This window comes from Paenibacillus sp. FSL R10-2734 (assembly GCF_037963865.1).
In the GTDB taxonomy this organism is placed as follows: Bacteria; Bacillota; Bacilli; order Paenibacillales; family Paenibacillaceae; genus Paenibacillus_AQ.
The window spans coordinates 5369904-5395013 of sequence record NZ_CP150170.1 but is presented as its reverse complement, the minus strand read 5'-3'; the positions used below and the strand labels follow the sequence as shown (position 1 = coordinate 5395013).

Annotated in this window: 25 protein-coding genes and 1 tRNA gene; 19 read left to right on the top strand and 7 right to left on the bottom strand. The window is 45.2% G+C overall.

The window, feature by feature from the left end; all coding sequences use genetic code 11:
• Positions 1–54 precede the first annotated feature (54 nt).
• A complete protein-coding gene (locus NSS67_RS23660) occupies positions 55–822 on the bottom strand; it encodes a methyltransferase domain-containing protein (RefSeq protein WP_339316073.1) in 768 nt (255 codons plus the stop codon).
• Positions 823–1043: 221 nt separating this feature from the next.
• Here NSS67_RS23660 and NSS67_RS23655 point away from each other — a divergent pair.
• Positions 1044–1127, top strand: a tRNA-Leu gene (locus NSS67_RS23655).
• A gap of 150 nt (positions 1128–1277) precedes the next feature.
• Here NSS67_RS23655 and NSS67_RS23650 read toward each other — a convergent pair.
• Positions 1278–2063, bottom strand: a complete 786-nt coding sequence (locus NSS67_RS23650) for a CPBP family intramembrane glutamic endopeptidase (protein WP_339316071.1) — start codon at positions 2061–2063, stop codon at positions 1278–1280.
• A gap of 350 nt (positions 2064–2413) precedes the next feature.
• Here NSS67_RS23650 and NSS67_RS23645 point away from each other — a divergent pair, with 350 nt between their 5' ends.
• The 4 genes from NSS67_RS23645 to NSS67_RS23630 all read left to right on the top strand — a co-directional run bounded on the left by NSS67_RS23645 (position 2414) and on the right by NSS67_RS23630 (position 7106).
• Entirely contained in the window at positions 2414–2743 is a 330-nt protein-coding gene (locus tag NSS67_RS23645; RefSeq protein WP_339316070.1) for a PadR family transcriptional regulator, read from the top strand.
• Positions 2740–3297, top strand: coding sequence for a DUF2812 domain-containing protein (locus NSS67_RS23640; RefSeq protein WP_339316068.1), 558 nt, complete (start codon positions 2740–2742; stop codon positions 3295–3297). Before NSS67_RS23645 ends, NSS67_RS23640 begins: the two co-directional genes overlap by 4 nt.
• A 221-nt stretch (positions 3298–3518) precedes the next feature.
• Positions 3519–6608, top strand: a complete 3090-nt coding sequence (locus NSS67_RS23635; RefSeq protein WP_339316067.1) for a PAS domain S-box protein — start codon at positions 3519–3521, stop codon at positions 6606–6608.
• A 15-nt stretch (positions 6609–6623) separates the two neighbouring features.
• Positions 6624–7106, top strand: coding sequence for a NusG domain II-containing protein (locus NSS67_RS23630; RefSeq protein WP_339316066.1), 483 nt, complete (start codon positions 6624–6626; stop codon positions 7104–7106).
• Here the strand turns inward: NSS67_RS23630 and NSS67_RS23625 are convergent.
• From NSS67_RS23625 to NSS67_RS23615, 3 genes are read right to left on the bottom strand one after another with little or no spacing between them, the layout of a single operon-like run.
• The gene (locus NSS67_RS23625) at positions 7099–7974 is read right to left on the bottom strand and encodes a TIGR03943 family protein (RefSeq protein ID WP_339316065.1); all 876 of its coding nucleotides are present in this window, start codon (positions 7972–7974) and stop codon (positions 7099–7101) included. The two genes, NSS67_RS23630 and NSS67_RS23625, sit on opposite strands and share 8 nt — an antisense overlap.
• Before the next feature lie 42 nt (positions 7975–8016).
• On the bottom strand, positions 8017–9006 hold the full coding sequence (locus tag NSS67_RS23620) for a permease (protein ID WP_339316064.1): 990 nt from the start codon (positions 9004–9006) through the stop codon (positions 8017–8019).
• On the bottom strand, positions 9003–10031 hold the full coding sequence (locus NSS67_RS23615; protein ID WP_339316063.1) for a GTP-binding protein: 1029 nt from the start codon (positions 10029–10031) through the stop codon (positions 9003–9005). The genes NSS67_RS23620 and NSS67_RS23615 overlap by 4 nt, the downstream gene beginning before the upstream one ends.
• Before the next feature lie 199 nt (positions 10032–10230).
• On the opposite strand from NSS67_RS23615, the gene rpmG reads away from it, so the two are divergent.
• The 4 genes from rpmG to NSS67_RS23595 all read left to right on the top strand — a co-directional run bounded on the left by rpmG (position 10231) and on the right by NSS67_RS23595 (position 12969).
• On the top strand, positions 10231–10380 hold the full coding sequence (gene rpmG, locus NSS67_RS23610) for a 50S ribosomal protein L33 (protein WP_076098468.1): 150 nt from the start codon (positions 10231–10233) through the stop codon (positions 10378–10380).
• A gap of 52 nt (positions 10381–10432) precedes the next feature.
• Entirely contained in the window at positions 10433–11644 is a 1212-nt protein-coding gene (locus NSS67_RS23605) for a GTP-binding protein (protein ID WP_339316062.1), read from the top strand.
• A 131-nt stretch (positions 11645–11775) separates the two neighbouring features.
• On the top strand, positions 11776–12201 hold the full coding sequence (locus NSS67_RS23600; RefSeq protein ID WP_339316061.1) for a DUF6157 family protein: 426 nt from the start codon (positions 11776–11778) through the stop codon (positions 12199–12201).
• A 15-nt stretch (positions 12202–12216) separates the two neighbouring features.
• On the top strand, positions 12217–12969 hold the full coding sequence (locus NSS67_RS23595) for a GNAT family N-acetyltransferase (RefSeq protein ID WP_339316060.1): 753 nt from the start codon (positions 12217–12219) through the stop codon (positions 12967–12969).
• Between the two features lie 298 nt (positions 12970–13267).
• On the opposite strand, the gene NSS67_RS23590 is transcribed toward NSS67_RS23595, so the two are convergent.
• Complete coding sequence (locus NSS67_RS23590) at positions 13268–14071, bottom strand: MBL fold metallo-hydrolase (protein WP_339316059.1); 804 nt, start codon at positions 14069–14071, stop codon at positions 13268–13270.
• A gap of 148 nt (positions 14072–14219) precedes the next feature.
• Positions 14220–14804, bottom strand: a complete 585-nt coding sequence (locus NSS67_RS23585) for a helix-turn-helix transcriptional regulator (protein ID WP_339316058.1) — start codon at positions 14802–14804, stop codon at positions 14220–14222.
• A 164-nt stretch (positions 14805–14968) separates the two neighbouring features.
• Here NSS67_RS23585 and NSS67_RS23580 point away from each other — a divergent pair, with 164 nt between their 5' ends.
• The 10 genes from NSS67_RS23580 to NSS67_RS23535 all read left to right on the top strand — a co-directional run bounded on the left by NSS67_RS23580 (position 14969) and on the right by NSS67_RS23535 (position 25070).
• Positions 14969–15256 carry a Dabb family protein gene (locus NSS67_RS23580; RefSeq protein ID WP_036689213.1) on the top strand — a complete coding sequence of 96 codons (288 nt, stop codon included), beginning with the start codon at positions 14969–14971 and terminating at the stop codon, positions 15254–15256.
• A gap of 211 nt (positions 15257–15467) precedes the next feature.
• Positions 15468–15908 carry a HepT-like ribonuclease domain-containing protein gene (locus NSS67_RS23575; protein ID WP_339316057.1) on the top strand — a complete coding sequence of 147 codons (441 nt, stop codon included), beginning with the start codon at positions 15468–15470 and terminating at the stop codon, positions 15906–15908.
• Between the two features lie 59 nt (positions 15909–15967).
• Positions 15968–16639, top strand: coding sequence for a metalloregulator ArsR/SmtB family transcription factor (locus NSS67_RS23570; protein WP_339316056.1), 672 nt, complete (start codon positions 15968–15970; stop codon positions 16637–16639).
• 91 nt (positions 16640–16730) lie between these two features.
• Positions 16731–17183, top strand: a complete 453-nt coding sequence (locus NSS67_RS23565; protein WP_339316055.1) for a YtxH domain-containing protein — start codon at positions 16731–16733, stop codon at positions 17181–17183.
• 254 nt (positions 17184–17437) lie between these two features.
• On the top strand, positions 17438–18244 hold the full coding sequence (racE, locus tag NSS67_RS23560) for a glutamate racemase (protein ID WP_339320681.1): 807 nt from the start codon (positions 17438–17440) through the stop codon (positions 18242–18244).
• A 207-nt stretch (positions 18245–18451) separates the two neighbouring features.
• On the top strand, positions 18452–19660 hold the full coding sequence (locus NSS67_RS23555) for a M14 family metallopeptidase (RefSeq protein ID WP_339316054.1): 1209 nt from the start codon (positions 18452–18454) through the stop codon (positions 19658–19660).
• Between the two features lie 472 nt (positions 19661–20132).
• Complete coding sequence (locus NSS67_RS23550; RefSeq protein WP_339316053.1) at positions 20133–21584, top strand: FAD-dependent oxidoreductase; 1452 nt, start codon at positions 20133–20135, stop codon at positions 21582–21584.
• On the top strand, positions 21581–22519 hold the full coding sequence (locus tag NSS67_RS23545) for a sugar ABC transporter permease (protein WP_339316052.1): 939 nt from the start codon (positions 21581–21583) through the stop codon (positions 22517–22519). The genes NSS67_RS23550 and NSS67_RS23545 overlap by 4 nt, the downstream gene beginning before the upstream one ends.
• A gap of 208 nt (positions 22520–22727) precedes the next feature.
• A complete protein-coding gene (locus NSS67_RS23540) occupies positions 22728–23564 on the top strand; it encodes a carbohydrate ABC transporter permease (RefSeq protein WP_339316051.1) in 837 nt (278 codons plus the stop codon).
• Between the two features lie 141 nt (positions 23565–23705).
• Positions 23706–25070 (top strand): extracellular solute-binding protein, encoded by a 1365-nt coding sequence (locus NSS67_RS23535; protein WP_339316050.1) that lies wholly within the window; start codon positions 23706–23708, stop codon positions 25068–25070.
• Positions 25071–25110: the final 40 nt, after the last annotated feature.

The following is a 25110-nucleotide window of genomic DNA, read 5'->3' as shown; positions in this document are numbered from 1 at the left end:
GCGAAGCTGCGCCAGTGCACTCTTTTTTGTACATGGGATCAACATCCCTCAGTGTCAGCTCCGTTTATAAGCGACCACCCGGATTCTGCGATAATCCATTACCCAACGACCATCCTGAAATAACGTCGGTTTCAATTTCTGTTCCATAAAAGAGAGGACTTCCTCTCGTTCAGATGGAGTGAGAACATTTAAGATTCCATTGGCGAAAGTATCCAACCACCGCTGGAACCCTTGCACTCCAGCCTCTAGTGGTGTTGGACGGTCGAAACAAAGCGCGAGGTCTACAGTCAGTCCATGCTGTTCCAGTAGTGATGTATACTGCCCGATGCTTGGGAAGTACCAAGGCAGGTGTAGCTTATCACTACGCCCTATAGCGGCAAAAGCATTTGGAAGTTCAGTCACAATAGAAGCGATATTGCCCAGTCCTCCGAACTCAGCTACAAATCGTCCGCCCGTCCGCAGGCTAGCTGCTATAGAAGCGGCAGCTCCGTTTGCATCGGTCAACCAATGAAGAGCAGCGTTGCTGAATACGGCATCGACCGGCTGTTTCGCAACGTAGTGTTGCCCATCTGCTAAGACGAAGCTTAACTTGGGATGCTTGTCACGAGCAGTCTGGATCATTTCGGCTGAGGCATCAATCCCTGTTACAGTGGCACCGCTAGCAGCAATGGCTGCCGCCAAGTCGCCAGTCCCGCAGCCCCAATCTATAATCTGTTCGCCAGCCTGGGGGCGTAGAAGCTCGATCAAAGATTCTCCAAACTGAGACACAAAGGCCATGTCAGTATCATAGGTTCCGGTATTCCATTGCTGGTTTATACGCATTCGTCCTTTCTAGTTTGGAATTACACTCACACTTCTGATGTAACTATATTCTTTAATCATGTTGTACCATACCGGACTCTTATAAGTGAAATATATAAACTGAATAACAGTGATTGGTTATGCCTATGTTGATTTACATCGTTTTAAAAATATATTGCTATTTATCTAAAAAAAGAGTATAGTCTTATGTACAGTGATTAATTCACTGGTGTACATAATGTGCGGTCGTGGCGGAATTGGCAGACGCGCACGGTTCAGGTCCGTGTGGTAGCAATATCGTGGAGGTTCGAGTCCTCTCGACCGCATCAAGCTAATGAAGAAGCTCTTGAATTTCCTTCAAAGGAGATTCAAGAGCTTTTTGTATATTTGATATGTCTTATTTAGGCATTAGATATACAAAAAAGGGATGGAACAACACACTTGCGTGTTGTTCCATCCTTTTTTTGCTGGGACTGTTATCGCCGCTGAGCCGTCGCTTTCTTCAGCTTAATAAACACGATAATCAAGAAAAGAACACTTAGGAAACCTGAGGCCAATTCACATAGACCACCTATGGCACCGCTGTCTGCGTTATTATAGACAGCCATAAATACGGCCACATCCCAAAGTCCATGCAACAGCATTGCCCAGATGAGACTGCCGGTTGTTCGCCGGAGAATATATAACGTAAGTCCCGTCACAGCAGCAGACAACATTTGAACACTGGTGGAGCCTACATCTTGACCGAGGAAAATATTGGAACCGTGAATGAGACCAAATATTATACTGGTTAAGATACATACCCATCCTTCGGATAGCCGAGAACGTAGCGATGTTAATAATAAGCCACGAATAGTAAGCTCTTCACAGAAACCTACCAGCAGTCCGAATACAATTAGGATGAGAATGAATTTGGCGTCAAAATTACTAAACTTCGTTGAAAAAAGATTGGCAATTGCGCCAAGTAGCATAAAAAACGGAGCGATGATCGGCCATTTATAAGTCCAACGTTGCTGTGAACTGTCGTATAATGCAGGCCGCCACCAACCGAGCAACGAGGTTACAATAATAAGCGCAACAGCACCCGCAGCCATGGACATAACGGCTGAACGGTACAAGTTATCCGCTGATGCACCGAAGTCTTGATAAGGAATTCCAGATAATTTTTGGATCGGAAGGATAATACATAGATACCCAACTGTGATGAGTAGGCCAATCCAAACTTTTGGTGTAACACGTAATTGATGTTCTGATTTTTTCATGTTATAACGAACCTTTCTGTTTGTATTTAAAAGCTAAATCAAGGGGACAAGATATGATGTAACTTGATATGTAACTTTTCAACTAATTCTAATCTATAGTTTATATGAAATTACACAATGAAACTTTTCAATATTGTCATTTTTTTCAACCTTAGTTTCACTACTAGTATACCAATTTATGTATAGTTTGAATCGTCTATAGCTATGTGATATAGGCGTTTTTTTCGCTGTCATGATCGGGACGGGATACATAAATTGGGTATTTTGTATTGACAATTATATCGGCTTCCGTAATAATTGTGTTACGGAAGCCGATATATCGCTAACAGTAATAGAATGGAGTTGAGCGCATGCCTGAAAGCTCAGAAAGAGGAGCCTTAACAGAAGCAGTGTTTTACATTTTATTGTCTCTATACACCGCAATGCACGGATACGCGATTATGCAGAATGTGAAGGATTTAAGTCACGGTCGAGTGGATCTTGGAGCGGGCACTTTATACGGAGCGATCAACACCTTGCTTGAGAAAAACTGGATAAGAGCTGTTGAAGGAGAGGAAGGCTCCCGAAGAAAGGAGTACGAAATTACTGATTTGGGGAAGACGGTGATTCAGGGGGAGCTTACCCGCTTGGAAGAGCTAATTGCCAATGGAAAGAGAATAGCTGGAGGTGAGACCAAATGAAACAGGTGGTTCGCAAAGTGTTTTGGGATTTTGAGAAGGAAGAAGAGTGGCTTAATGAAATGTCAGCCAAAGGGATGGCTCTTACAGACTACTCATGGTTCAAATATGTATTTACTGAAACTCGAAATAATGAGTATACGTATAGAATTGAGCTTTTAGATAATGTGCCTACACATCCGGAAAGTATCGCGTACATCAAGTTTTTAGAGGAAAACGGAATAGAATGTGTTAGTAGCTATGTTCGCTGGATCTTTCTTAGAAAGAAGTCATCTGAAGGTGCTTTTGATATTTACACGGATTTGGAATCCAAAATAAAACACTTTAAGCGAATCAACACACTATGGAATTCTGTAATGTGGTTAGAGTTCATTGTAGGGCTAGCCAACATTCTCATTGGGTTAACGAATTATTTCAATTCATCCAGCAGCATTAGTTTGGTAAACGTTATTCTAGGCGGCTTTTTAATCCTTTTAGGGCTTGTTTTTTTAAGAGTTGGTGCACCTATCCGGAAGAAAATTAAGAAGCTTCAGCAAGAAAATTTAATAAGAGAATAGTCCTTTAAAGTTGATAAATGTACTAACAGCAAGCTTCCTGATGGCTTAGGACTTGCTGTTTATTTTTTTGTCTAAGACGATATAGGGAACTCTCTATGAGTTCCATCAGCCTATCATCTAGGACTCAATTATCAAGCTTATTTACCGAAAAAAAGGTATACTGGAATAGATTATGAGACTGTTGAAATGTTTGTCCCCAATTCAAAAGAGGAGGCTACCATGTGTCTGATTTTCTTTTTAAGCAGCTATACTTACGGTCTTCTATCGGGGTTGCTGTAGTCTCTCCGGAGGAAGGGACGTTGATCCAATCCAATCCGGCGCTTTGCCTTATGCTTGGTTATTCTGAAGAAGAACTTTTGAAAATGAATTATCTAGATCTTATTTATGCTGACGATAAGACTGCTGATGATCATTACGTTATCCTGAATAAGCTGTTAGCAGAGCCTGGGACCGCAATTGAATTAGAAAGACGGTTCATTCGCAAGGACGGTGAAATGATCTGGGTAGCACAACATATATTTCTGATTCTTCAGGAGGACTCCAGTGAACCTCTTGTCATGATCTCGGAACTAACGGATATCACTGATCGAAGACTTGCTGAAGCTAAGATTGAGGAAGATCAACATTTATATAATTTGTTAACTCAAAATACGCCGGATATGATTTCTTTTGGCGCCCCTGACGGAACGTTACAGTATGTATCTCCTTCAGTACAAATGCTATTAGGATATCCTGCACATGAAATGATTGGTACCAAAAGACCCGAATATTATCACGTAGATGATGCTAAAGAGATGATTGAACAAGGAAAGCTCGATTCGTACACGGATGTAATCACACGCAGAGTCCGTCATATGGATGGACATTATTTATGGATTGAGAGTTCTTCCCAGGTGGTGCGTGATGAGCAAGGGGATGTCAAGCAAATACTAACCATTGGCCGCGATATTACTCAGCGTAAGAAATATGAGGATATGCTGGCGAAAGCTCAATATCTTGCGAAAATGGGATCTTGGGAATGGGACATGGCAAAAAGGCGGTTGACGGTTTCTAGAGAGATGCGTAATATTTTTGGCTTTTCGGCAGAAGACAGCAATCATTCATATATTAATTACAAACATGTTCTTTCCTGTATCGATCCAGAAGATTTCAAAGGACTTGAAACGCTAGTTCGTCAAAATTTAGCGGATGGGTCTAATGGTGAAGCGACGGTTCGAATTAATAGTGCAGATGGAGAATTGAAGTTTCTGGATGCGCACTGGGAAGTGATTAAAGACGAAGACGGGCGACTGCTGCAGATCAGTGGGATTGGCCAGGATGTGACTGAACGTTATCGAATGGAGGAACAGCTTGGTGATAGCGAGCAGAACTATCGTCTGCTTTCTGAAAATTCATTGGATTTCATCTCACGTAATGCAGCGGATAGTCACCTAACCTATCTGTACGCATCACCTATTTGCCAGACTATGTTTGGCTATACATCGCAGGAGATGTGTGGGACCAGGTGGTTAGACTACATACATCCTGAGGATAAAGACAAAGTGGTATCGTATCTTAGCAGTAGTATGCAAGGGAAGAAGCTCGAACCGGTGTCCTTCCGGTTTCTGTGCAAAGATGGAACGTACATCTGGACGGAGACAACACTTCGATATATTTACTCCGAGACCTTTGGAGGTCAGGAGGTTGTGTGTGTAACCCGTGATATTTCGGAGCGGACGCGTCATTTTGAAGAAATTGAGAAGTTAAGTAATGAGCATGCTTTGATATTGAATTCGGTTTCTGAAGGCATATTTGGGATGAATCTTGAAGGGAATACAATGTTCATTAATCCTGCGGCTATTACTATGCTAGGATACGATCCAATGGAGTGGTTGAACAGTAAATTCCATGCGATTCATCAGACTTGGCTGGATAACGAACCATTTTTGGGAATTCAGAAGACGCTGATTCCTTCGCACTACAATAATCGCTCTTTTGATGAGAAGGAGGGCGTGTTTTGGAGACGGGACGGTTCCAGCTTTCTGGTCAGATATCGTATGACTCCGCTTTTTGATGGTGGAGAGCGGATAGGGGCTGTAGTGGTATTCCGAGATATCACTGAAGAGAAGGAGATTGTGCGGGCGAAGGAGTCTGCGGAGGAAGCAGATCGGGCTAAATCGGAGTTTCTAGCCATCATGAGCCATGAACTGCGCACTCCGATGAATGGCATTATTGGAATGGCAGATTTGCTCTCGGGTACTGAACTGAATGAAGAGCAGAGCTATTACACACAAATCATTAACAGTAGCGGAGAGGCATTGCTTCATATTTTGAACGAAGTACTAGATTTCAGCAAAATTGAAGCAGGCATGATGACACTTGAACTGCAAATGGTGGATTTGCGTGAAGTAATACAGAATGTTAGTGAGCTATTCTATCCGAAGGTTAAAGAGAAGGGATTGCTCTTAACTAGCGATATTGCATCTGAGCTTCCACCCATCATTATGACGGACGAGGCCAGATTGCGCCAAATTCTCGTGAACTTGGTCGGGAATGCAGTGAAATTTACGGAGACAGGTGAAATCAGTATTTCTGCTAAGCTGGAAGCTTCACAAATTTCAGGAAATATTATCGTTAAGTTTATGGTTAAAGATACGGGCTTGGGCATCCCAGTTGCCAGTCAAGGATTATTGTTTCAATCATTCTCGCAATTGCATCCTTCTATCAATCGTAAATATGGCGGAACAGGACTTGGACTGGCCATTAGCAAAAAGCTAGCAGAGCTGCTAGGAGGCACGATTGGTGTGAGGAGTTGTGAGGAACATGGCTCAGAGTTCTTTTTCACAGTGGATGTCTCTTTGCCAAAAGAGGAATGGAATGAGAAGGTTACACTCCACCCTTCAGCGGATACTGACAAAAGAGATAAACCTAACTCCAAAGAGTCTGTGAAGGGGGAATATGGACCGATGTCCATTCTCATCGCTGAAGATCATCCAGTGAATCAGCAGCTGATGCGGGCTTATCTGAAGAAGCGTGGATACGTCCCTGACATCGCATCCAATGGCGAGGAAGCGGTTCGAGCTGTGCTGTCCAAGGATTATGATCTGGTATTTATGGATATCCAGATGCCTATTATGGATGGGATTGAAGCAACAGGAATCATACGTGAGAAGCTCGGGCTGTCTCCTATTATTATTGCAGCCACAGCCTTTGCTAGAGATGAAGATAAAAATATGTGTCTGAGTGCAGGGATGCAGGACTTCATCTCCAAGCCTTTATCAATAAAAGAGCTAGACAGAGTATTAAAAGATTGGTCTACTAGGATTCGTTAAGGATGAGAAGAATCATTGACAAAATGGTGTGTGATTAATATATTTGTAATCGTAATTATTACGTATATTACTGTCAATGAAAGGATTCATACCTTGTTAAGAATGAAGCGCGGCGATTTTGTAATCATTTTTATAGCTCTGTTAGCAGCCGGTTTGATTTACGGAATCAAGTGGTGGGACACCCACAATGAGGAGTATCAGCAAGGAGATTTGAAAGCTATAATTACGGTCGATGGCAAAGCCTACAAGACCGTTTCTTTGACTAAAGAAGAACAAATTATAGATATTCAAACGAAGTTCGGTCACAATACCTTAAAGGTATTTGATTACGGAATTCAAATGACCTATTCTGATGCACCCTTGAGAATCGCTTTGGAAATGGGTTTTATTTCAAGACCGAAGCAGCAAATTATTTGTATTCCGGCCCGTATTATGGTTGAAGTATTTAACCCTAACCGATCCGTGAATGATGAGGATGAGCTGGATGCAATTATTTAGTATGGTTAGCTTTACTCTGTAACGCTTTCCAGGCGGCTATAGAGTCAGCACTTGTGTAAATGTAAGGTGTTGTTGGTTGCGTGATGGGTGTGATTGTTTCTGCGCGAATTTGCATCAGTTCTTGGCCCTTGTGTTGCACAACTTGAAGCTTGCCCCGAACCTCTATCCAGGTATCGTTGGGCAAGCTTTTTAGTTTGCCGGAATCAACCAACATCCCAAACGGAGTAGCATCGGCGGTACAGCACTGGACCAGAAATCTACTTATGGCAAAGGTATTCTCTGGCATTTCGCTGTCATCGCGATGCAGAAAACCAGAAACGGAAATTTCCTTGCCTTCAAATTGCTGTTTATATAAGTCAATAGCACCTAGTGTCTCGGAGAAAATAGCTGAATAAACAGGGATAGTAGGCTGTTCATAAAGAATCTTGGCTAGCTCGGTAAGCTCCTCATGATAGGGATCAATAGACTCGAATCTAGCTGCATTCTTAGTCTCTGAGGGTAATGAGGTTAACGATATCCCCTTATTAGTAGCTGCCATACTTCCCAAGGCACGATCAGGAAGTGCAAATCCAAGCAGCAGTGGAAACAGGAATAATCCATAAAGCGCTGCACTTTTAAATATGGAATGTGGGAGTCGATGCTCGCAGTCACATAGAACACTGCCTTTACCGAATAAAGCTTGAATGGTCAAGCTGAGTGCCATAAATGTCAGAGGAATCGGACATAATTGAACCCAGCGTGCCAGCTTGGGCGCTACATAATAATGCAAAGCGTCCTGCTGCACTAGCTGCCCAATATAGAGAGCAAAGGCGAGCAGAATGACCGCCCTTAACAAATAGTGAAACCGGATGCTTCGAGAGTCATTCATACTCTTCCTCCTAACAATACGATAAGCATCTACTTACCATTTTCACAGCCATAAGGACATGAACACGGCCCCGATAAATACGCTCGAGAAGATAAGAAAGAACAAATAAAGCGCAAATTTAGTTTTGAACAGCGAGAGCAGCATCAATGAATTTTTGAAATCCAGCATCGGTCCGAAAACCATAAATGCGAGCAGTGCTCCTGCCGGAAAAGAATGTACAAAGGTGGATGCAACAAAGGCGTCTGAGGTGGAACAGAGCGAAAGTACAAAGGCTAGTCCCATCATGAAAAAATAAGATCCTAGCGGCTTATCACCGATCGCTGCCAGACTGTCCTGAACCATAAACGTCTGGATGGCAGAGGTTAGTAAACAGCCGATAATTAAGTATTTTCCCATCTCAAAAAACTCATCCGAGGTATGAACGAAGACGGCAGCCAACTTTCCACCACGTGAATTATTGTGATGAGTGTCATCGGTTTCGCGCTGAACACTTAGGCGTATTGGAGACTTTTTTACCGTTGCATAGATAATTAAGCCTATAATGCAGGCTACAGCAAAAGCTAAACCCATCCGGGCATAAGCTAGCTCTGAGTGGTTGCGAAATGCCGTCAGTGTTGCTCCATAGACGACTGGATTGAGGATCGGTCCGGATAAAATAAACACGATTGCCACGTAGACAGGCATCCCCTTATGGATCAGGCGGCGGACGAGTGGGATCATTCCGCATTCGCATACCGGAAAAATAATTCCGAGCAAGCAAGCGAATAAAATGGCCGGAAGCGCCTGCCGTGGAATCCAGCGGGAGATCATTTCATCTGGGATAAAGACTCGAAGCAGCGAGGATAATAAAGCTCCCGCTAACACAAACGGTAAGGCTTCTAACAAAATTCCGATAAAGCTGGTTTTGAACGTGTCAATGTACGCGTTATCTAGTAGTTCCAATTGATTCGGCACCCATATAAAAATAGCGATAATCAGGAATGAGATCGGTAGTAGCAGCGGCAGTATTTTTAAAGGGGATAGGGTAGTCAAGGTTCGAATAAGGCGGTCCACCGATCTGCCAGCAGCTCCTCATCTAAATTCATCCCGATGAATACCACATAAGGCATTCCTGGATAACGTGAGGCCTCCCAGCTCGTACGCATTCCTGCATATTGGACAAGTTGAACCGGTTCCTGTTCGGATAAAAGAATATGCCCCTTGGCACGGAGAAGGCTGTCACCCCATTCTTGAAAGAAAGCCTCTAGCCGTTCTTTGGAAGGCATTATAGTCCCTGCTTGCGGTATGGTCAGCGTGATGGCGGTCACTTGAGAAAAAGAAGCATGTGGCTCCTCATGTCGTTCTTTTACAGCAGTAGCTCCCTGTTCTGAATTCATTTGCTTAAGTGTGGCGCCTTTAAAGGTTTGAGGTGCTCGCTGTGGCGCGGGAGCAATAATTTTACGTGGGATGATTCCTGACAATATCGGAGAAAGGTTGATCTCGCTGTAATGGGTATATACGATTTCAGCCTCTGCATTTTGTTTTCGGACGGCTTTTTCAATTCTCCATAAGGTTTCTGGTTCTACAAGATCGCTCTTATTAACGACGATGAGATCGGCAGTGGAGAGCTGCTTGCGGAGGGTTCGAACCAGCTGTTTGTCAGAGGAGAGTCTACTGTTATACTCCAAGGCGTTTTCTGCATCCAGTAAGGTAATCGTAAAATGCAATTCGACCTTCTCCTGTAGAGAGGCTTCTTGTAGTGTTTTGGCGATTTCTTCAGGATCTGCGACGCCAGTAAGCTCGATATAAATAGCATCAGGCCGCCCTCTTAGTAGTACTCCTAAGCTATCCGCGAGATCCTCTTTACGGCTACAGCATACGCATCCATCCAGCAGCTTAGTCACCCTCGTTCCTGCTTGCTCCTGCAGAATATACCCATCCACATCCCTCTTACCCAGCTCATTCATTACTACTCCAGGGTTCAGCCCTCTAACCTTGCTCTCTTTCAGCAGGGACAACAGCAGAGTTGTCTTCCCGCTCCCCAGAAACCCGCTCAAAATAATTACTGGTATCTTCATGATCTCCACTCCTGCCTGATTCTCATGAAATTACAAGAATCATATTTTTATAATTCCATCTATACGTGCTTTGTCCGCAAGAAAGACCACAAAATTAAGAGAGTTGGAATTTTTACAAGACATAGTTGACAGAGTGTGAATAAAACGTGTACGATATGTTAATCGTAAATATTACGATTAAGATAAAGGAGATGGAACGATGAGAGTAATCATTACTTTGGCATGTACGGAGACTGGAGACCGCAACTATACCACTACCAAGAATAAACGAAATCATCCGGGTCGCATGGAAATGAAGAAATACTGCCCACGTCTGAAAAGAGTTACATTACATCGCGAAACACGGTAAGAACCGAGTTTTTTTAAATCTTGCTTGTTAATTAATGATAGGAGTGGTATGCATGAAAAAAATCCCTGTTACAGTGCTAAGTGGCTACTTAGGCTCCGGAAAAACAACGTTGCTGAATCATATCTTGCACAACCGTGAAGGGCTCAAAGTAGCCGTTATTGTAAATGACATGAGTGAAGTGAATGTGGATGCGAATTTGGTGAAGTCGGGAAATATGCTTTCTAGAACGGAAGAAAAATTGGTTGAAATGTCTAATGGTTGTATCTGTTGTACACTTCGAGATGATTTGATTGTCGAGGTGCAAAAGCTGGTTGCTGAAGGTCGTTTTGATTATATTCTGATAGAATCTTCTGGCATTAGCGAGCCTGTGCCGGTGGCACAGACCTTTACCTATGCGAATCCGGAGCTGGATATTGATTTGACCTCGCTCGCTCAATTGGACACGATGGTGACGGTTGTGGATGCGGGCCGATTCTGGCATGACTTCTCCTCTGGCGATAGTCTGATGGATCGTAGTCAAACGGCTAGTGAAGACGATTATCGCGATATTGTGGATTTGCTCATTGATCAGATCGAAACTTGTGATGTGTTATTGCTTAATAAGTGTGATCTGCTTCAGGAACAAGAATTGAATAAACTTGAAGCTGTGCTCCGTAAACTCCAACCAACTGCCAAGCTGATCCGTACGGTTAACGGAGTGGTAGATCCGAAGGAGATTCTTAACACTGGACTGTTTGATTTTGAAAAAACAAGCTTGTCCTCCGGTTGGATCACGGAACTGAATAAGGAGTCACATACGCCTGAGACGGAGGAATACGGGATAGCTTCTTTTGTGTATCGCCGGAGAACACCCTTCCATCCGCAAAGGTTAAGCTTTTTCTTTAGTAATTGGCCGGAAGAAGTTGTTAGGGCGAAAGGGATTGTATGGGTTGCCGCGGAGGGCGATCTTGCGGCTACAATTAGTCAGGCTGGATCTTCGATACAGTTCGGACCTGCTGGCTACTGGCTAGCTACAATGCCTGAAGATCAGCAGCTGGAGGTACTGGAAAGCGAACCTGAAATGAAGGCTAAATGGGACAATCAGTGGGGCGATCGCATGAATGAAATCGTGTTTATCGGTGTAAGTATGGACCCGGCACAAATCGAAGCCAGATTGGATCGATGTTTGTTGACGAAAGATGAGTTGAAGCAGGATTGGACAGCGTTTAATAATCCGCTTCCATGGCCAGTTGAGGAACTCCTTGCGTCAGCGGCTGAGGAATAGAAAGTCAGATGAAATAGCAGGTAGAAATCCGGAATCCATGAAGTTGGAATTCCGGATTTTTTCTGTGCAATTATAGTGACTATGAATTATCATAGAAGGAATATATTTCAATTAAAGTAGAGGTGATGTACATGAGTTATACAGATACATTCATCCGTGTAGCAGAGGACTGTCCTGAGGAAATCGGCGTACCCCCGATGTCATGCCGAACACTCCCGCCTGCGCATGTAATTCAGTATGAACTGCTTATTAATGAACCTTACAAATACAATCATGAAGAACTTCTGTATGAGGTTCATATACGTCATAAACAAATTCCGCTAGAAGATCGTGTGACCAAGAGGAAAGAAATATGGAATGAACTATTTTCCAGAAACCATCCATGCTTACGAGCATCTCTACTTCCGAAGCGTTTCGGCTGGGGTGTTCATTACAATACAGAGGGGAAAATAGCGCTTTATGGCAAGGAGTCTCCCGAATACGTATATTTTACATCCCAAGAAGAAGATCTTGTAAAGATATTGTCAGCGATGCGCAACAAGCGGGAACGTGGCTAATAAGGAGGAGATAACTTGTATAAATCGATTGAAGAAATCACACTTAATACTTGGCCAGCGGAGCAGAGTGTTCTGCTGAATGGCTGGGTTCTGCGCACAGCAGCTGGTTATACGAAAAGGGCTAATTCGGTCAATCCGTTGTATGGAGCTGAGAGCTCTCTTCCTGATCTCACAGACCAAATTAAGCGTGCTGAGCAGTACTATATAGATGCTGGATTAAAGCCTGTGTTTAAAATAACACCATATATCCAGCCTGCGAACCTGGATGAGGTGCTTGCGAACCGCGGCTACACAATCGTCGAGCCATCATCTGTAAGGGTTTTAGACATGGAGGGGTTAGCGCTAACGGATGATTTACGTTATTCGATTCAGGTGCAGGAGAACTTGACGGAAGAGTGGCTAAACACCTTCACTGACCTTGCAGAGTTGTCTGATGTGAATCGGGATTCATTGACTAGAATGTTATCCGCTTCGTATCTACAGCAAGGCTATGTTTTATTATTTAAAGATGGGGTTCCTACAGCCTGCGGTCTTGGTGTGCTTCAGAACGGGTACATAGGTCTCTTTGATATTATTACAAGTTCGGATTACCGCAGACAAGGGATGGCAGAACAACTGCTGCTTACTCTGCTTCACTGGGGGAAGGCGCAGGGAGCAACAACCGCTTTTTTGCAGGTCGTACAAGCGAATGCTGGGGCTTCGGCTTTGTATGACAAGCTCGGATTTAAGGAGATATACCAATATTGGTATAGAGTGGTGGGCAATTAAAGAGAAGTGAGGGCGATGACGAATGTCCGATTACTGGAACCGGCGGTTCGCTCAGGAAGGAATGATCTGGGGAACTGATCCAAGCCCTACGGCTTTGGAGGCAAGGTGGCTCTTTTGTAAGCATAATGTGAAGTCTGTACTGGTTTAGGGAAAAACTCCCTATAAGTTCAATGAAATTCCAATGAATTGACGAAATTAAATGAAATATAGGGAGAAATTCCCGATTTCCGCTTCAAAGGTCAATAGAACATGGGGATATGTGGAGTTTTACCTAAATATATCTATTTAGAACTTTATCTCACACGAACTTCCCTTGACCCGGTAGTGCCATTTCTTTGAAATTCTTACACAAATGAGCGAGCTGTGTGGACAGTTCCTCACCTTCCATAGGCACTCCATGTCCAGAGAGAACGATATGAGGATCTAGCAGCGCAAGCGTGCGGACTGACTTCTCCGCGTCTTCCCAGTCCATCGTGAAATAAGAGGGTGGGCCATGCACAACCTGATGCTGCGTAGCCACTGCGAATACGGACTCTTGTTTGACGGTAAGAAAGGTGTCGCCAGCAATCAGCACCTTATCCTCTGGTCTGAATAGGGAAATATGTCCGGGACTGTGCCCAGGCGTATGGATCCATGTCCAGCCTTGTGCTCCGGGGACGGTCCTGTCTTCCGGCAACGGATGTATAGCTGATCCAAGGTCGATGCCATGATGTGAAAATAATGAGGACATCATACTCATGAGCCCACCGCCTACGGCCGGATCAGCTGGAGGATAATCCTCTTTGCCTGTTAGAAAAGGAAGCTCTAGTGGATGTGCATACACGGGAACATTCCATTCCTCAATCAGCTTTTTTACACCCCCGATATGGTCAAAATGCCCATGAGTCAGGATAATTGCCACCGGAGGCTTCTCATACTTTTCTTTAGCAAAATCAATAATACTGCCAGTGTAAGAGCTAAGCCCCGTATCTACAATGATCCAGTCCGAAGAGGGCTGGCCGATAAATGCGCAATTTACGAACATGGTCCGTAGTCCGATGACACCAGGGGCCACGTCCCAAGTATCTGTGTAGCCTTCGGATATTATTCCGTCAAGTCTCATCTTACGCCTCCTGTTCCGTTCCTAAGTTTTGAACAATGTACCTAAACAGTAGTATGACCTTTTTTTAAGAAAAAAATATGGCAAAAAACCCTTCTCCTTAATTAAGGAAAAAGGGCTGGCATTGAACTCATTAAGCGATAGGATCTTATTAGAGCGTTTCGCAATCTGCAAATAGAATATGGCGTGGAATCCGGAAGAAGGCTTCGGCTTTTTCCTGCAGGGCAGGGGTAGGTAGATGGCTGCTATGTAACCATTTTCGAAACGTTCCGGGATGAACCCCTATCCAAATACTTACATCAGTTACGGAAAAATCGTAAACCATACAAAGGCCAGTCAGAATCACATTGCTACGCGGTGAACTGGTAATACTTCTTTTCATAAATCGTGAAGGTGTGGGTTGACATACAATTGGACTTTGACGTATTAATGTTTCATTGAACAAAATGTGGGGCGGGTACCCGAGTAGGCGGCAGGTCTTGTCAATGTTATTGTTGGAAGGGATACGACCTTCATATACCCATGCGCTTACGCTGCGAGAGGATATACCAAGCTCTTCTGCAAGTCGTGAAAGTTTGATATCCTTAGCCATCAATACGGCAAGTAACACACGGTTTCTAATCTGGCTACGCTTTGGACGGCGGAATCTTTTTACACGAACGCCTTGTCCAAGATATTTGCGGTTGATCAGAGACCACGCCTGGATATTATGAGTTTCTTGTTGGTTATTAGGCATAATTCCTCCGATTTTTTAAAAATATACTACAACACTTTCCTGTACATCGGCAATGGTTAATGCTGCTAATTCTGACATCACTTCTTAAGTTTCTTTCAGAACGCCTACGCTTATGATATATTTTTAATATCTATTTACAATATTACAACAGGGAGCGATATAGAATGATCAAGCATATTGTGTTTTTTAAATTGAAGGACCGGTCTGAAGAAAGCGTTGCGGCAACGGTAGCCGTATTGCGAAATATGGAAGGCAAAATCCCGCAGCTTCTCTCGATTGAAGTGGGTGCTGATATTATTCATTCTGATCGATCCTTTGATATTGCTCTAGTTACAGAGGTAGCTTCTCTAGAGGATTTGCAGGCTTATCAGGTTCATCCGGCGCATAAGGAAGTTATAGCTCATATCAATGAAGTTAAAGAACTCTCAATTGCTGTGGATTACGAAATTTAAGCGATTATACTGAAAAAATAGCATCATCATTTTATACCGGAAGCGGTGACAGGAATGCGTGAGCTCGAGTATCCGATGGAAGCGTTAACTTATTTGGTCGTTTTTCTTGCGGCATGTTTCATTATGTTCTTTTGGCTGAAACGCCGCGGCAAACGCGGTAAGTAAGGATAAAACAGATTTCGCTAACTATTTTCGACATGGGGGTATTGCTGTGTATTATGTCAACCGCAATCAAATCGAAACCATTCTTGCTCAAATCCCGGATATAACGACTGGTCTTCGGACTGTGGCAGCTTCATGGGATGGCAATACTTTAACCGGACTAATACAGGAACGCTGCCTTCATTTGGCGATAGAGGTGGTTACGGACGTTGGTAGTTGTCTGATAGACGGTTTTATTATGCGTGATGCTGGAAGTTATGAAGATATCATTTCAATCATACATGAAGAAAAAGTGCTAGGTAAAAGTGAGATCTTCGAGAGATTGATAGAGCTTGTCGCGCTTCGTAAGCCGCTTGTACAGGATTATTTTGCCTGGGACAGAGAAGTGCTACACCCGCTCACTCCAATCCTATCAGAGGTGCTAGAGCAGTTTGCTGTTGAAGTAGGGAATTATTTGGATCAGGAACTTGGGTCCGGTGTAACGCTATAATAGCATAAGATAGAATCATATAAAATAGGCGATAGCCGTGAAAGAGAGGGGGTTCCTTTATGATAAAGATGGGGCAGGAAAATGGCTCGACAAGGCACTTGATTATGACGCTCCTGAAGACGAAAGGACCACTGACCATCGGCGCGCTGGCAGAAGAATTGGGAATTACTGAGATGGGTGTCCGTCGTCATGTGCTTCAGCTGGAGCAGGAGGGACTTGCTAAGACAAAAGTGGTTCGGCAAGCGATGGGGCGGCCTTTACATATGTATTCTTTAACGGAGAAGGCCGAGGAATATTTTCCAAGAAGCTATCACAATCTGGCCTTGGAGCTTCTGCGTGAATTGGATTATGGCAGTGGATTGGACGCTGTTAATATATTATTTGAGGGGCGCCGACGCCGGATGCTCAAACAGTACGCTCCGATGATGGAACGACGGAATTTGGAAGAAAGAGTAGCCGAGTTATCGTCGATCCAAAATGCAGGTGGATATATGGCAGAGTGGAACAGTGAAGAGGATGGTTCGTATGTTATAAGGGAATACAATTGTCCGATTCGCCAGGTGGCTACTCAGTATCGTAAAGCTTGTCAATGTGAGCATAGCCTATTTGAGGAATTGCTGGATGCTAAGGTCACGCGCAGTGAATGTATGGCCGAAGGTGGACAATGCTGCCGATACGAAATTGCACCCAAAAATGTAACAGACAAAACTTCAGAAAAGTCTAATAATTAGTCACAAGACAAACTCCTGCTGCTTATGATATAGCAGATATAGGCATTAGCCCGGTAGAGCGGGAACAATGAATTAAAGGAGAGATGAATCGATGAAAAAGGACACGAAAGGTTTGTTATGGGGAGCTTTAGTCGGAAGTGTGGTTGGATCAGTGACAGCACTTCTGTTCGCGCCTAAACCGGGTAAAGAGCTGCGCAAGGATATTGCAGACGGAACAGCTGCCGGCATTGAGAAGGTACAAGGAATTGCCGTTCAGGCAGGAGACAAGAGCATTGAGCTGTATGACAAAGCTAAAGATTCTATAGGTCATGTAGTACATGAGGTCCGCGAATGGAGCAAGTCATGCACGAATGCTGTTGAAGAAGATACTGCTACTGTGGCTGTAAGTGGAATTGCTTCTGAAGAGGCTATTCAAGAGGCTGCGGCTACTTTGGAAGAGGTTACGGAGTTAGAGGTATCGTCTGTTAGCGATGAAGTTAGCAGTGAAGAAGCTAGTCTTGAAGAAGTTAAGCAAGAAGATAAGGACAATAACGAAATCGCATAATGAAACAGTGGATGGAAGCTTCGGTTTTACGGTCAAAAAGTACTTATTTTCTTTTCATAGAGCCGCTTTTTCGCATTGGGCGGAGAGTGGCTTTTTTATTTTGTTCTCATGGACCTGTTAAATGATGGAAGAAGTCTAAGCTTGAACTAAGAGTGTAAAAGGAGTATTATCTGCAATTGGGGCTGAAAGTCAGGTACATTTTGTTTTCGCCTTACATAAGCTACACAAAACAAGTAGAAGGAAGCGGTGTGTTCGTGCAGCAAGCTATTGCAATATTAGACTCAGGTGTGGGAGGGTTAACAGTTGTCAAAGAAGTGATGAGGCAACTCCCGCGGGAGAAGATCATTTATTTCGGCGACACGGCCCGAGCTCCGTACGGACCCCGTTCAACCGAGGAAGTAACACTGTTTACTGAGCAAATTGTAGATTATTTGATCCAGTTTAATCCTAAAATGATTGTTATCGCTTGTAATACTGCAACAGCTGCGGCGCTCGATTATATTTCGGCCAAGGTATCCATCCCTGTCATTGGGGTGATTCATCCAGGAGCCCGTGCTGCAATTAGTGCGACCAAAAGCGGACATGTCGGCGTGATCGGTACGATAGGAACCATCGGCAGTGGGGCTTATACTAACGCACTAAAGCAGCTGTCTCCTTTTGTTGAGGTTGTAAGTCAAGCCTGCCCAGCGCTTGTCCCGCTCGTTGAGCAAGGCATGTTCCGCTCAGAGAAAAGTTATGAAATTGTTGAGCAGGCACTGGAAGGCATTAAAGACACTAACATCGATACATTAATTTTAGGATGCACTCATTATCCATTTCTTGTTGAGCCTATTGGAGAAACCATGGGACCGGGAGTTAAGCTAATTAGTTCTGCAGATGAGACAGCTCGTGAGATCAGCACGATTTTGTATGATAAAGGAAAGCTGTCCATCGGGGATGAAAGTCCAATTCATCAGTTCTTCTGCAGCGGTGATGCTGAAATGTTTCAGAGAATTGCTCGAGACTGGCTCGGAGAACAAATTAGACGCACCCCAGTAGTATGGCAAGTATCCACATTATAAGCAGAGCAATGTTGAATTGAATAGGGACAAACTCCATGGAGTGTAATGAAATAGGTTGGGAAGCATAATTCCCAGCCTATTTTCTTGTTGTGATTCATTTCTCCTTCATGCCGAGTAGTGGGGCTTGCATACAATAAAGTTAAGTGCTGTATGCTGCTAATTTTGAATCGCTGTATCAGCAATTTAAGGCCGAGAGGATGAGACCTAATGCGACAATATATTGCAAGTAGGGGAGATACCGTAAGCCGAATTGCCGCCCTGCATGGATTAACCCCTGAGCATGTCATTCAAGGTAATCCATGGGCTGGGAGACAGTCTTATTTATATCCGGGTCAGGTTTTATTTCTTCCGTCTTCGCCACGTAAAAGGTATGCGGTGCAAGAAGGAGACGATCCTGAACGCATAGCCTCATTATTCAATGTTTGTTTAGATGATTTAGAAAAGCTTAATCCAGGTGTGACCTCCAAGCGCTACTGTACACCGGGAAAGGTGCTCGTCATTCCACCTCCGATTTCTGAACGAGTGGTATTCTTGCGTGGAGAATATGGCCCGGTTGATATTGAGAACGATATTAGCAGTCTGCTCGCACAATATCCGTTTATACAAGCACATCCGATTGGCAACAGTGTACTTGGTAAACCAATTCATGTGCTGAAAATAGGCAATGGAACCCGTCATCTGCATGTTAACGCGTCTCTACATGCTAATGAATGGCTGACCTCACCTTGCCTGATGTCGTTCATAGAAGAATACGCAGCAGCTTATGCTAAAGGATTGGCATGGAATGGCCATCGACCGGAGGAATGGTACAATAACTGGACCCTATGGGCTGTACCAATGGCTAATCCTGACGGCGTGGAGTTAGTGCAGGAAGGTGCTTTGCCAGGCCACCCTTATTATGCTGACCTAATGAAATGGAATGGGGGACGGCGCAGTTTCCGGCACTGGAAAGCTAATATACGCGGGGTGGATCTCGGGGATCAATTCCCTGCTCATTGGGAAGAGGAACGGGAACGACGTGGTGTGTTATTGCCCTCTCCGCGTGATTACAGTGGCCCTGAGGCGCTTAGTGAACCCGAAGCAGCAGCACTGGCAGCACTTGCTGAGAGAGTGCCCGGAGAAGCCGCAGTGTCTTTGCATAGCCAAGGGGGGGAGATTTACTGGAATTACCGGGGGTATGAGCCTTCCGAAAGTCGCGAATTAGCAGTACAGCTGGCCGCTGCGAGCAGCTATCGGGCGGTCGAATTAACCGGCAGTGATGCTGGATATAAGGATTGGTTCATTCAGACCTTTCGCAAACCCGGATTTACAGTAGAACTGGGGATCGGCAAAAATCCGCTGCCACTGGCAGATTTTGAGGATATGGCGCTAGAAACGGGTCTGATTTTGGGAACGATACTATCCAATGTGAAATAATTATGAAACAATTTCTGTGAATTTGCGTAAGATAGCAGCAAAGGGCACGGCCGCAATTTTCTCTAAGGATACTTCGCGGCTGTATCCTTTTTTCTGTATCTATGTGCTGAGAAAGCCGGCTCATGGACTATTTTAATAGATACATTTAAAAATCGTTCTTTTATGAGATGGGGCTGATACCTCCAACTCCTGAAGGACGGTTTTTTGCATTCGCAGGAAGTGGCAGGTGGTCAAAATAATACACATCAAGGCGTATGAAAGCTATACCGTACTCGTAAAAGTCTCTTGCTAAAATTGGCTTATAGAGGTAGTTCAAAAAGTCCGCTTTTGATCACGAAGTAGCTCGGGGAAGATTATTCGACATCGAATATTGAATTCAGGCGAAACTTCCGGTGCTCACGTAGCTTCCACTACGCTCCGCTCCTCAGTTTCTACCTTCATTCAATCTTCTCGGTGCTGAAAACCGTACTTTTTGAACACGTACTTTATAGAAAGTGGTGGACGGCTTAACGGAATGAGGGTCATCCACCGGGAAAGTGAGGGCCATATGGAGAACGATACGTATACGCTGAAAAGTAAAAAGATCCCGCTGAATTCCTCCTACGACGTTATAGTAATCGGAGGCGGACCGGCGGGCTGTACCGCCGCGGCCGCGGCTGCAAGAGAAGGGGCTCGGACACTGTTGGTCGAGGCGACTGGCAGTCTAGGCGGAATGGGAACCTCCGGCCTTGTGCCAGCTTGGTGCCCATTCTCTGACAAAGAGAAGCTAGTCTACCGCGGTCTGGCAGCCAAGGTATTCCATACTTTAAAAGCGCAAATGCCGCATGTGCAGGAAGACGCGATGGATTGGGTGCCGATTGAACCGGAGAAGCTCAAACGTGTCTACGACGATCTCGTAACGGAGTCGGGGGCACATATCCTGTTCTTGACCATGCTGGCAGATGTGGAGAGAGATGAAGCAGGTAATATCACGGAGCTGCTGCTCCTGAATAAAGGTGGTCTACAGGCATTCCGAGCAGCCGTATATGTCGATTGCACGGGGGATGGCGATGTTGCTGCATGGGCGGGAGCCGAGTACCGTAAAGGCGACGAAGAGACCGGCGAGCTTCAGCCAGCCACACATTGCTTCATTCTTGGCAACGTGGATGATTACGCTTATTTGAATGGTCCGAAACTGCATGCGGAGAACCCACATAGTCCGATACACGAGGTGGTTCGGTCAGGGGAATACCCGGCAATACCGGACACCCATCTGTGCAACAACATGGTAGCTCCGCGTGCTGTGGGCTTCAATGCCGGACATCTCTGGGGAGTTGATAACACGAATCCCTTCTCAGTTTCGGAAGCAATGGTAGAGGGACGCAAGATGGCGGCTGCCTACCGGGATATGCTCGCTGCTGTCCATCCCGCGGCCTTCGGCAATGCGGTAGTTATGAGTACTGGTACGCTGATCGGAACGCGGGAGTCGCGGCGGATTATCGGTGATTACATCCTGACAGCGGAAGACTACATTTCCCGTAGAAGCTTTGATGATGAGATATGCCGCAACAGCTACTTTATTGATGTGCACGGCACGCAGAAGGAGCAACAGAGTGGTGAAGGATCTGGCCTAGCCATCACGCTGTACGGGCCGGGAGAATCACACGGCATTCCTTACCGTTGCCTTACACCGCGCGGACTGCGCAATGTGCTGGTGGCAGGACGTTCTATCTCCTGCGACCGCAGGGTGCTGGGCAGTGTCCGGGTGATGCCGGTATGCCTGGCGATGGGAGAAGCAGCCGGACTTGCTGCAGCGCTAGCCGTAGGACATACCGGCGGCGACGTTCATGCCGTTGATGTGGCAAGGCTGCGTGGGCGTCTCAGGGAAGAAGGCGGCTATTTGCCGGAAATACATGCTGAAACCGCAGGGGAGAGAATGCAATGAGTGAATCTGCCGTTACCCGGAAGACAGCCGGGGCACCAACTAAAATCTACTGGACACGCAAAAGACGGGAGCAGCTGGCCGGTTGGCTCTTTATCGCTCCTGAAGTAATCGGAATGCTGGTAATCGCCGTATTCCCACTTCTGTTCAGCCTTTTCTTGAGTCTGACGGAATGGAATTTGGTCGGAGGCTTGTCCGCGATCCATTTTGTCGGTCTGGACAATTTCATAGAACTGTTTAGAGATAACCGCTTCTTACTGGCACTGAAGAATAATGTACTGTTTACAATCGGTACAGTGCCAGTCACGATGCTGCTGGGGGTTGTGCTCTCGGCGCTGATCCATAAGAAGCTGTATGCCAAAACCTTCTTTAAAGTGGCTTTTTTCGTACCCTACATTTGTTCAACGGTAGCCATTGCCGCCGTATGGCAGGCGCTCTATCATCCGTCTAAAGGACCGATCAACCAGATTTTGATGCAGATCGGATTATCCGAACCACCACGCTGGCTGGTTGATACCAGCTTCTCATTGGTTGCAATAATGATTATCTACGTCTGGCAGCTGCTTGGCTATCAGATCATCATCTTTCTGGCTGGTATGACGAACATTCCAGAAGAGCTGTATGAAGCCGCAACAATTGACGGTGCTAGCGGGATTGGACAGTTCCGGCGTATTACGCTACCGCTGCTAGGCCCGACCACTTTTTTTCTAGCAATTACAAGCACGATTTCATCCTTTAAAATATTCGATATGATCAAGTTCCTGACGGACGGCGGTCCCAACTATTCGAGTACGGTCATTGTGTACCAGATTTATGAGGAAGGGTTCGAACGCTTCAAAATGGGCTATGCCTCAGCGATGTCCTGGGTGCTGTTCCTCATCATTATGCTGGTAACTTCGATTACTTGGATGACACAGAACCGCAAAGTCCATTATTAGAGGTAGTTCAAAAAGTCCGCCTTTAATCACGAAGTATCCCGAGAAGCTAACTCGACATCGAATATTGAATTCAGGCGAAACTTCCGGTGCTCACGTAGCTTACACTACGCTCCGCTCCTCAGTTTCTACCTTCATCCAATCTTCTCGGTGCTGAAAACCAGACTTTTTGAACTCGCATTATTAGTCTACGGCGAAAGGAACTCATGCAATGACAAACAGAAAATTTAAGCCCGGCAATCTGATATTTACGACCTTGTTCGCTCTGCTCTCGGTATTCTTTCTGATGCCGCTGGTCTGGATGCTGTCCGCCGCCTCCAAGACGGAAAAGGATGTCTGGACCTTCCCGATTCAATGGATTCCTAAGGACTGGAATCTGATCGCTAACTTTAAGGCGGTATGGATGGGCGATGTTGCTTTTGGATTATTTTATATGAATTCGCTTAAGATTGCCCTGATTTCAACCATCGCAACAATTGTGATTTCGGCCATGGCCGGTTATGCGCTTGGCAAGCTCAATTTCAAGGGCAGATCCCTGATTTTCACCTTGATGCTGGCCTTCATGATGATTCCAGAGCAGGCAACGCTCGTTCCGCGCTATATTATGATTAAGGAACTGGGGCTCTACGATTCACATGCATCTCTAATACTAATGGGGATGTTCTCCAGTTACTTCACCTTCCTGCTGCGTCAGTTCATGATAGGCATTCATAATGATATGCTGGAAGCTGCCGAGCTGGACGGCGCAGGATTCTTCAGGATCTTCTGGAGCGTTGTTCTGCCGTTAAGCCGCCCGATACTGGCAACCGTGGGTATTATCAAGTTCATCTGGACGTGGAATGATTACCAGGGTCCGCTGATTATGTTGAATTCGACCAAGCTGTATACCATTCCGCTGGGTATGCAATTCTTCAAGGAAGAGTTCGGCACACAGATCTCCGTCATGATGATGGCATCCGTAGCCGCCATTCTGCCGCTGCTAATACTGTTCTTAGCACTGCAGAAGCAAGTTATCGATGGGATTGCTATAGGTGGAGTAAAGGGGTGAAGTAAGTTCTTTGAGCAGGGTAGTGCTGCTTAAATCCGAAGGTCAAAAAAGTGTACGCGTACACCGCAAAGCTGTACACGGTGTGCGCGAGACTTTGATTATATAATGAGCCTGCAGCAAATAAATCAAGGGGGAATTGATTTGAAAAAACTATCATTAGCACTAGCCAGTATGCTTCTCATGCTCTCCGTAACCGCGTGCGGCGGGAATAACGGCAACAATGCAGCCGCAACCGATGCACCAGCTAAAGCCGATCCGGCTACTGCCGACAGCAGTACAGACAAACCAGCGGGCAAAGTGAAGATCAAGTTCTACACGTTCAAGGTTGACAAGCCGGAAGAGCCTGTATACCAAGCCGTTCAGGCGTATAATGAATCTCAGGATAAAGTGGAAGTAGAGTATAAATCACTGGTTCAGAACAGTGACAGCACCGAATTCATGAAGAAGCTGGATATTCTGGTTGCCGGTGGAGAAGTGGTCGATGTATTCATGACCGGTAATGAGGATGAACTTCTGGAGCGTGCTTCACGCGGAGTTGTGGAACCGCTTAACTCTTTCTTTGAGCAGGAGAATATTAAACCGGAGGATGAGTATACCAAGGTTTTGAAGCTGGATGATAAAGTATACGGCATTCTGCCAGGCTCCACACAGTGGATGACGATCTTCAACAAAGATCATCTGGCGGCAGCGGGTCTGTCCTTACCTGAAATGGGCTGGACTTGGGATGATTTCCGCGGGCTTGCTAAGAAGCTAACGACTCCTGAGCATTTCGGAACCTATTTCCACACATGGGGTGAATATCCTAACATCATCGCCTACACTGAGAAACCTAATCCTCAGTTGTCAGCTGATCTGAAACCTATTTTCGATGATCCGTCCTTCGAGTACTTCTTCAATCTCCGTCGTGCTATGGAGCAGGAAGATAAGAGTGCCCAACCGTATGCCGATGTGCTTGCATCAAACTATCATGTGCTGCAGCAGTTTTTTGCCGGAAATGCTAGTATGCTTGCTGTACCAAGCTATGCTGTTAGAGCGGCGCTGAATCTGGAGAAATTCCCGCATGAGTTCCAGACGATGTATGCTCCGCTGCCGCGCTCCGTGGGTACGGAGGAGATTGGGATGACGAATATTTCCGGTGGCGGACTTGCGATGGGTGCGAAATCGGAGAACAAGGAAGCCTCCTATGATTTCATTCGTTGGATGTCAAAGGAAGCATACAAATATACGAAAGATATCCCAGCCTTCAAGGGCGTGGATGGTGCAGAACTAATTAAGGGCTTCTTTGGTGAAAATGAAAATTTGATCGACACTGCCTCGTTATCTAAGACGTTGTTCGATCCACGTATTCAAATGCCGGATACTTTCAGTGTTCCTTATGGCAGTGAATTGAAAGCGATTGTAGAGAATGGATTTGCCAGCTTTATCCTGGATAACCGCAATTTTGATGAAGTTAAGAATGAAATGACTGCGGAAGTGGAAAAGGTAGTTCAAGCTAATAAGAAATAACGAAATGTGCAATAAGGTGGCAGCGATTTTGGATTATAAT

What these genes read in the sequence shown, in the direction of transcription:
- NSS67_RS23660 (WP_339316073.1), bottom strand. Translation starts at nt 822, where the DNA reads ATGCGTATAAACCAGCAATGGAATACCGGAACCTATGATACTGACATG.
- NSS67_RS23650 (WP_339316071.1), bottom strand. Translation starts at nt 2,063, where the DNA reads ATGAAAAAATCAGAACATCAATTACGTGTTACACCAAAAGTTTGGATT.
- NSS67_RS23645 (WP_339316070.1), top strand. Translation starts at nt 2,414, where the DNA reads ATGCCTGAAAGCTCAGAAAGAGGAGCCTTAACAGAAGCAGTGTTTTAC.
- NSS67_RS23640 (WP_339316068.1), top strand. Translation starts at nt 2,740, where the DNA reads ATGAAACAGGTGGTTCGCAAAGTGTTTTGGGATTTTGAGAAGGAAGAA.
- NSS67_RS23625 (WP_339316065.1), bottom strand. Translation starts at nt 7,974, where the DNA reads ATGAATGACTCTCGAAGCATCCGGTTTCACTATTTGTTAAGGGCGGTC.
- NSS67_RS23615 (WP_339316063.1), bottom strand. Translation starts at nt 10,031, where the DNA reads ATGAAGATACCAGTAATTATTTTGAGCGGGTTTCTGGGGAGCGGGAAG.
- rpmG (WP_076098468.1), top strand. Translation starts at nt 10,231, where the DNA reads ATGAGAGTAATCATTACTTTGGCATGTACGGAGACTGGAGACCGCAAC.
- NSS67_RS23605 (WP_339316062.1), top strand. Translation starts at nt 10,433, where the DNA reads ATGAAAAAAATCCCTGTTACAGTGCTAAGTGGCTACTTAGGCTCCGGA.
- NSS67_RS23600 (WP_339316061.1), top strand. Translation starts at nt 11,776, where the DNA reads ATGAGTTATACAGATACATTCATCCGTGTAGCAGAGGACTGTCCTGAG.
- NSS67_RS23590 (WP_339316059.1), bottom strand. Translation starts at nt 14,071, where the DNA reads ATGAGACTTGACGGAATAATATCCGAAGGCTACACAGATACTTGGGAC.
- NSS67_RS23585 (WP_339316058.1), bottom strand. Translation starts at nt 14,804, where the DNA reads ATGCCTAATAACCAACAAGAAACTCATAATATCCAGGCGTGGTCTCTG.
- NSS67_RS23580 (WP_036689213.1), top strand. Translation starts at nt 14,969, where the DNA reads ATGATCAAGCATATTGTGTTTTTTAAATTGAAGGACCGGTCTGAAGAA.
- NSS67_RS23570 (WP_339316056.1), top strand. Translation starts at nt 15,968, where the DNA reads ATGATAAAGATGGGGCAGGAAAATGGCTCGACAAGGCACTTGATTATG.
- NSS67_RS23565 (WP_339316055.1), top strand. Translation starts at nt 16,731, where the DNA reads ATGAAAAAGGACACGAAAGGTTTGTTATGGGGAGCTTTAGTCGGAAGT.
- NSS67_RS23555 (WP_339316054.1), top strand. Translation starts at nt 18,452, where the DNA reads ATGCGACAATATATTGCAAGTAGGGGAGATACCGTAAGCCGAATTGCC.
- NSS67_RS23545 (WP_339316052.1), top strand. Translation starts at nt 21,581, where the DNA reads ATGAGTGAATCTGCCGTTACCCGGAAGACAGCCGGGGCACCAACTAAA.
- NSS67_RS23540 (WP_339316051.1), top strand. Translation starts at nt 22,728, where the DNA reads ATGACAAACAGAAAATTTAAGCCCGGCAATCTGATATTTACGACCTTG.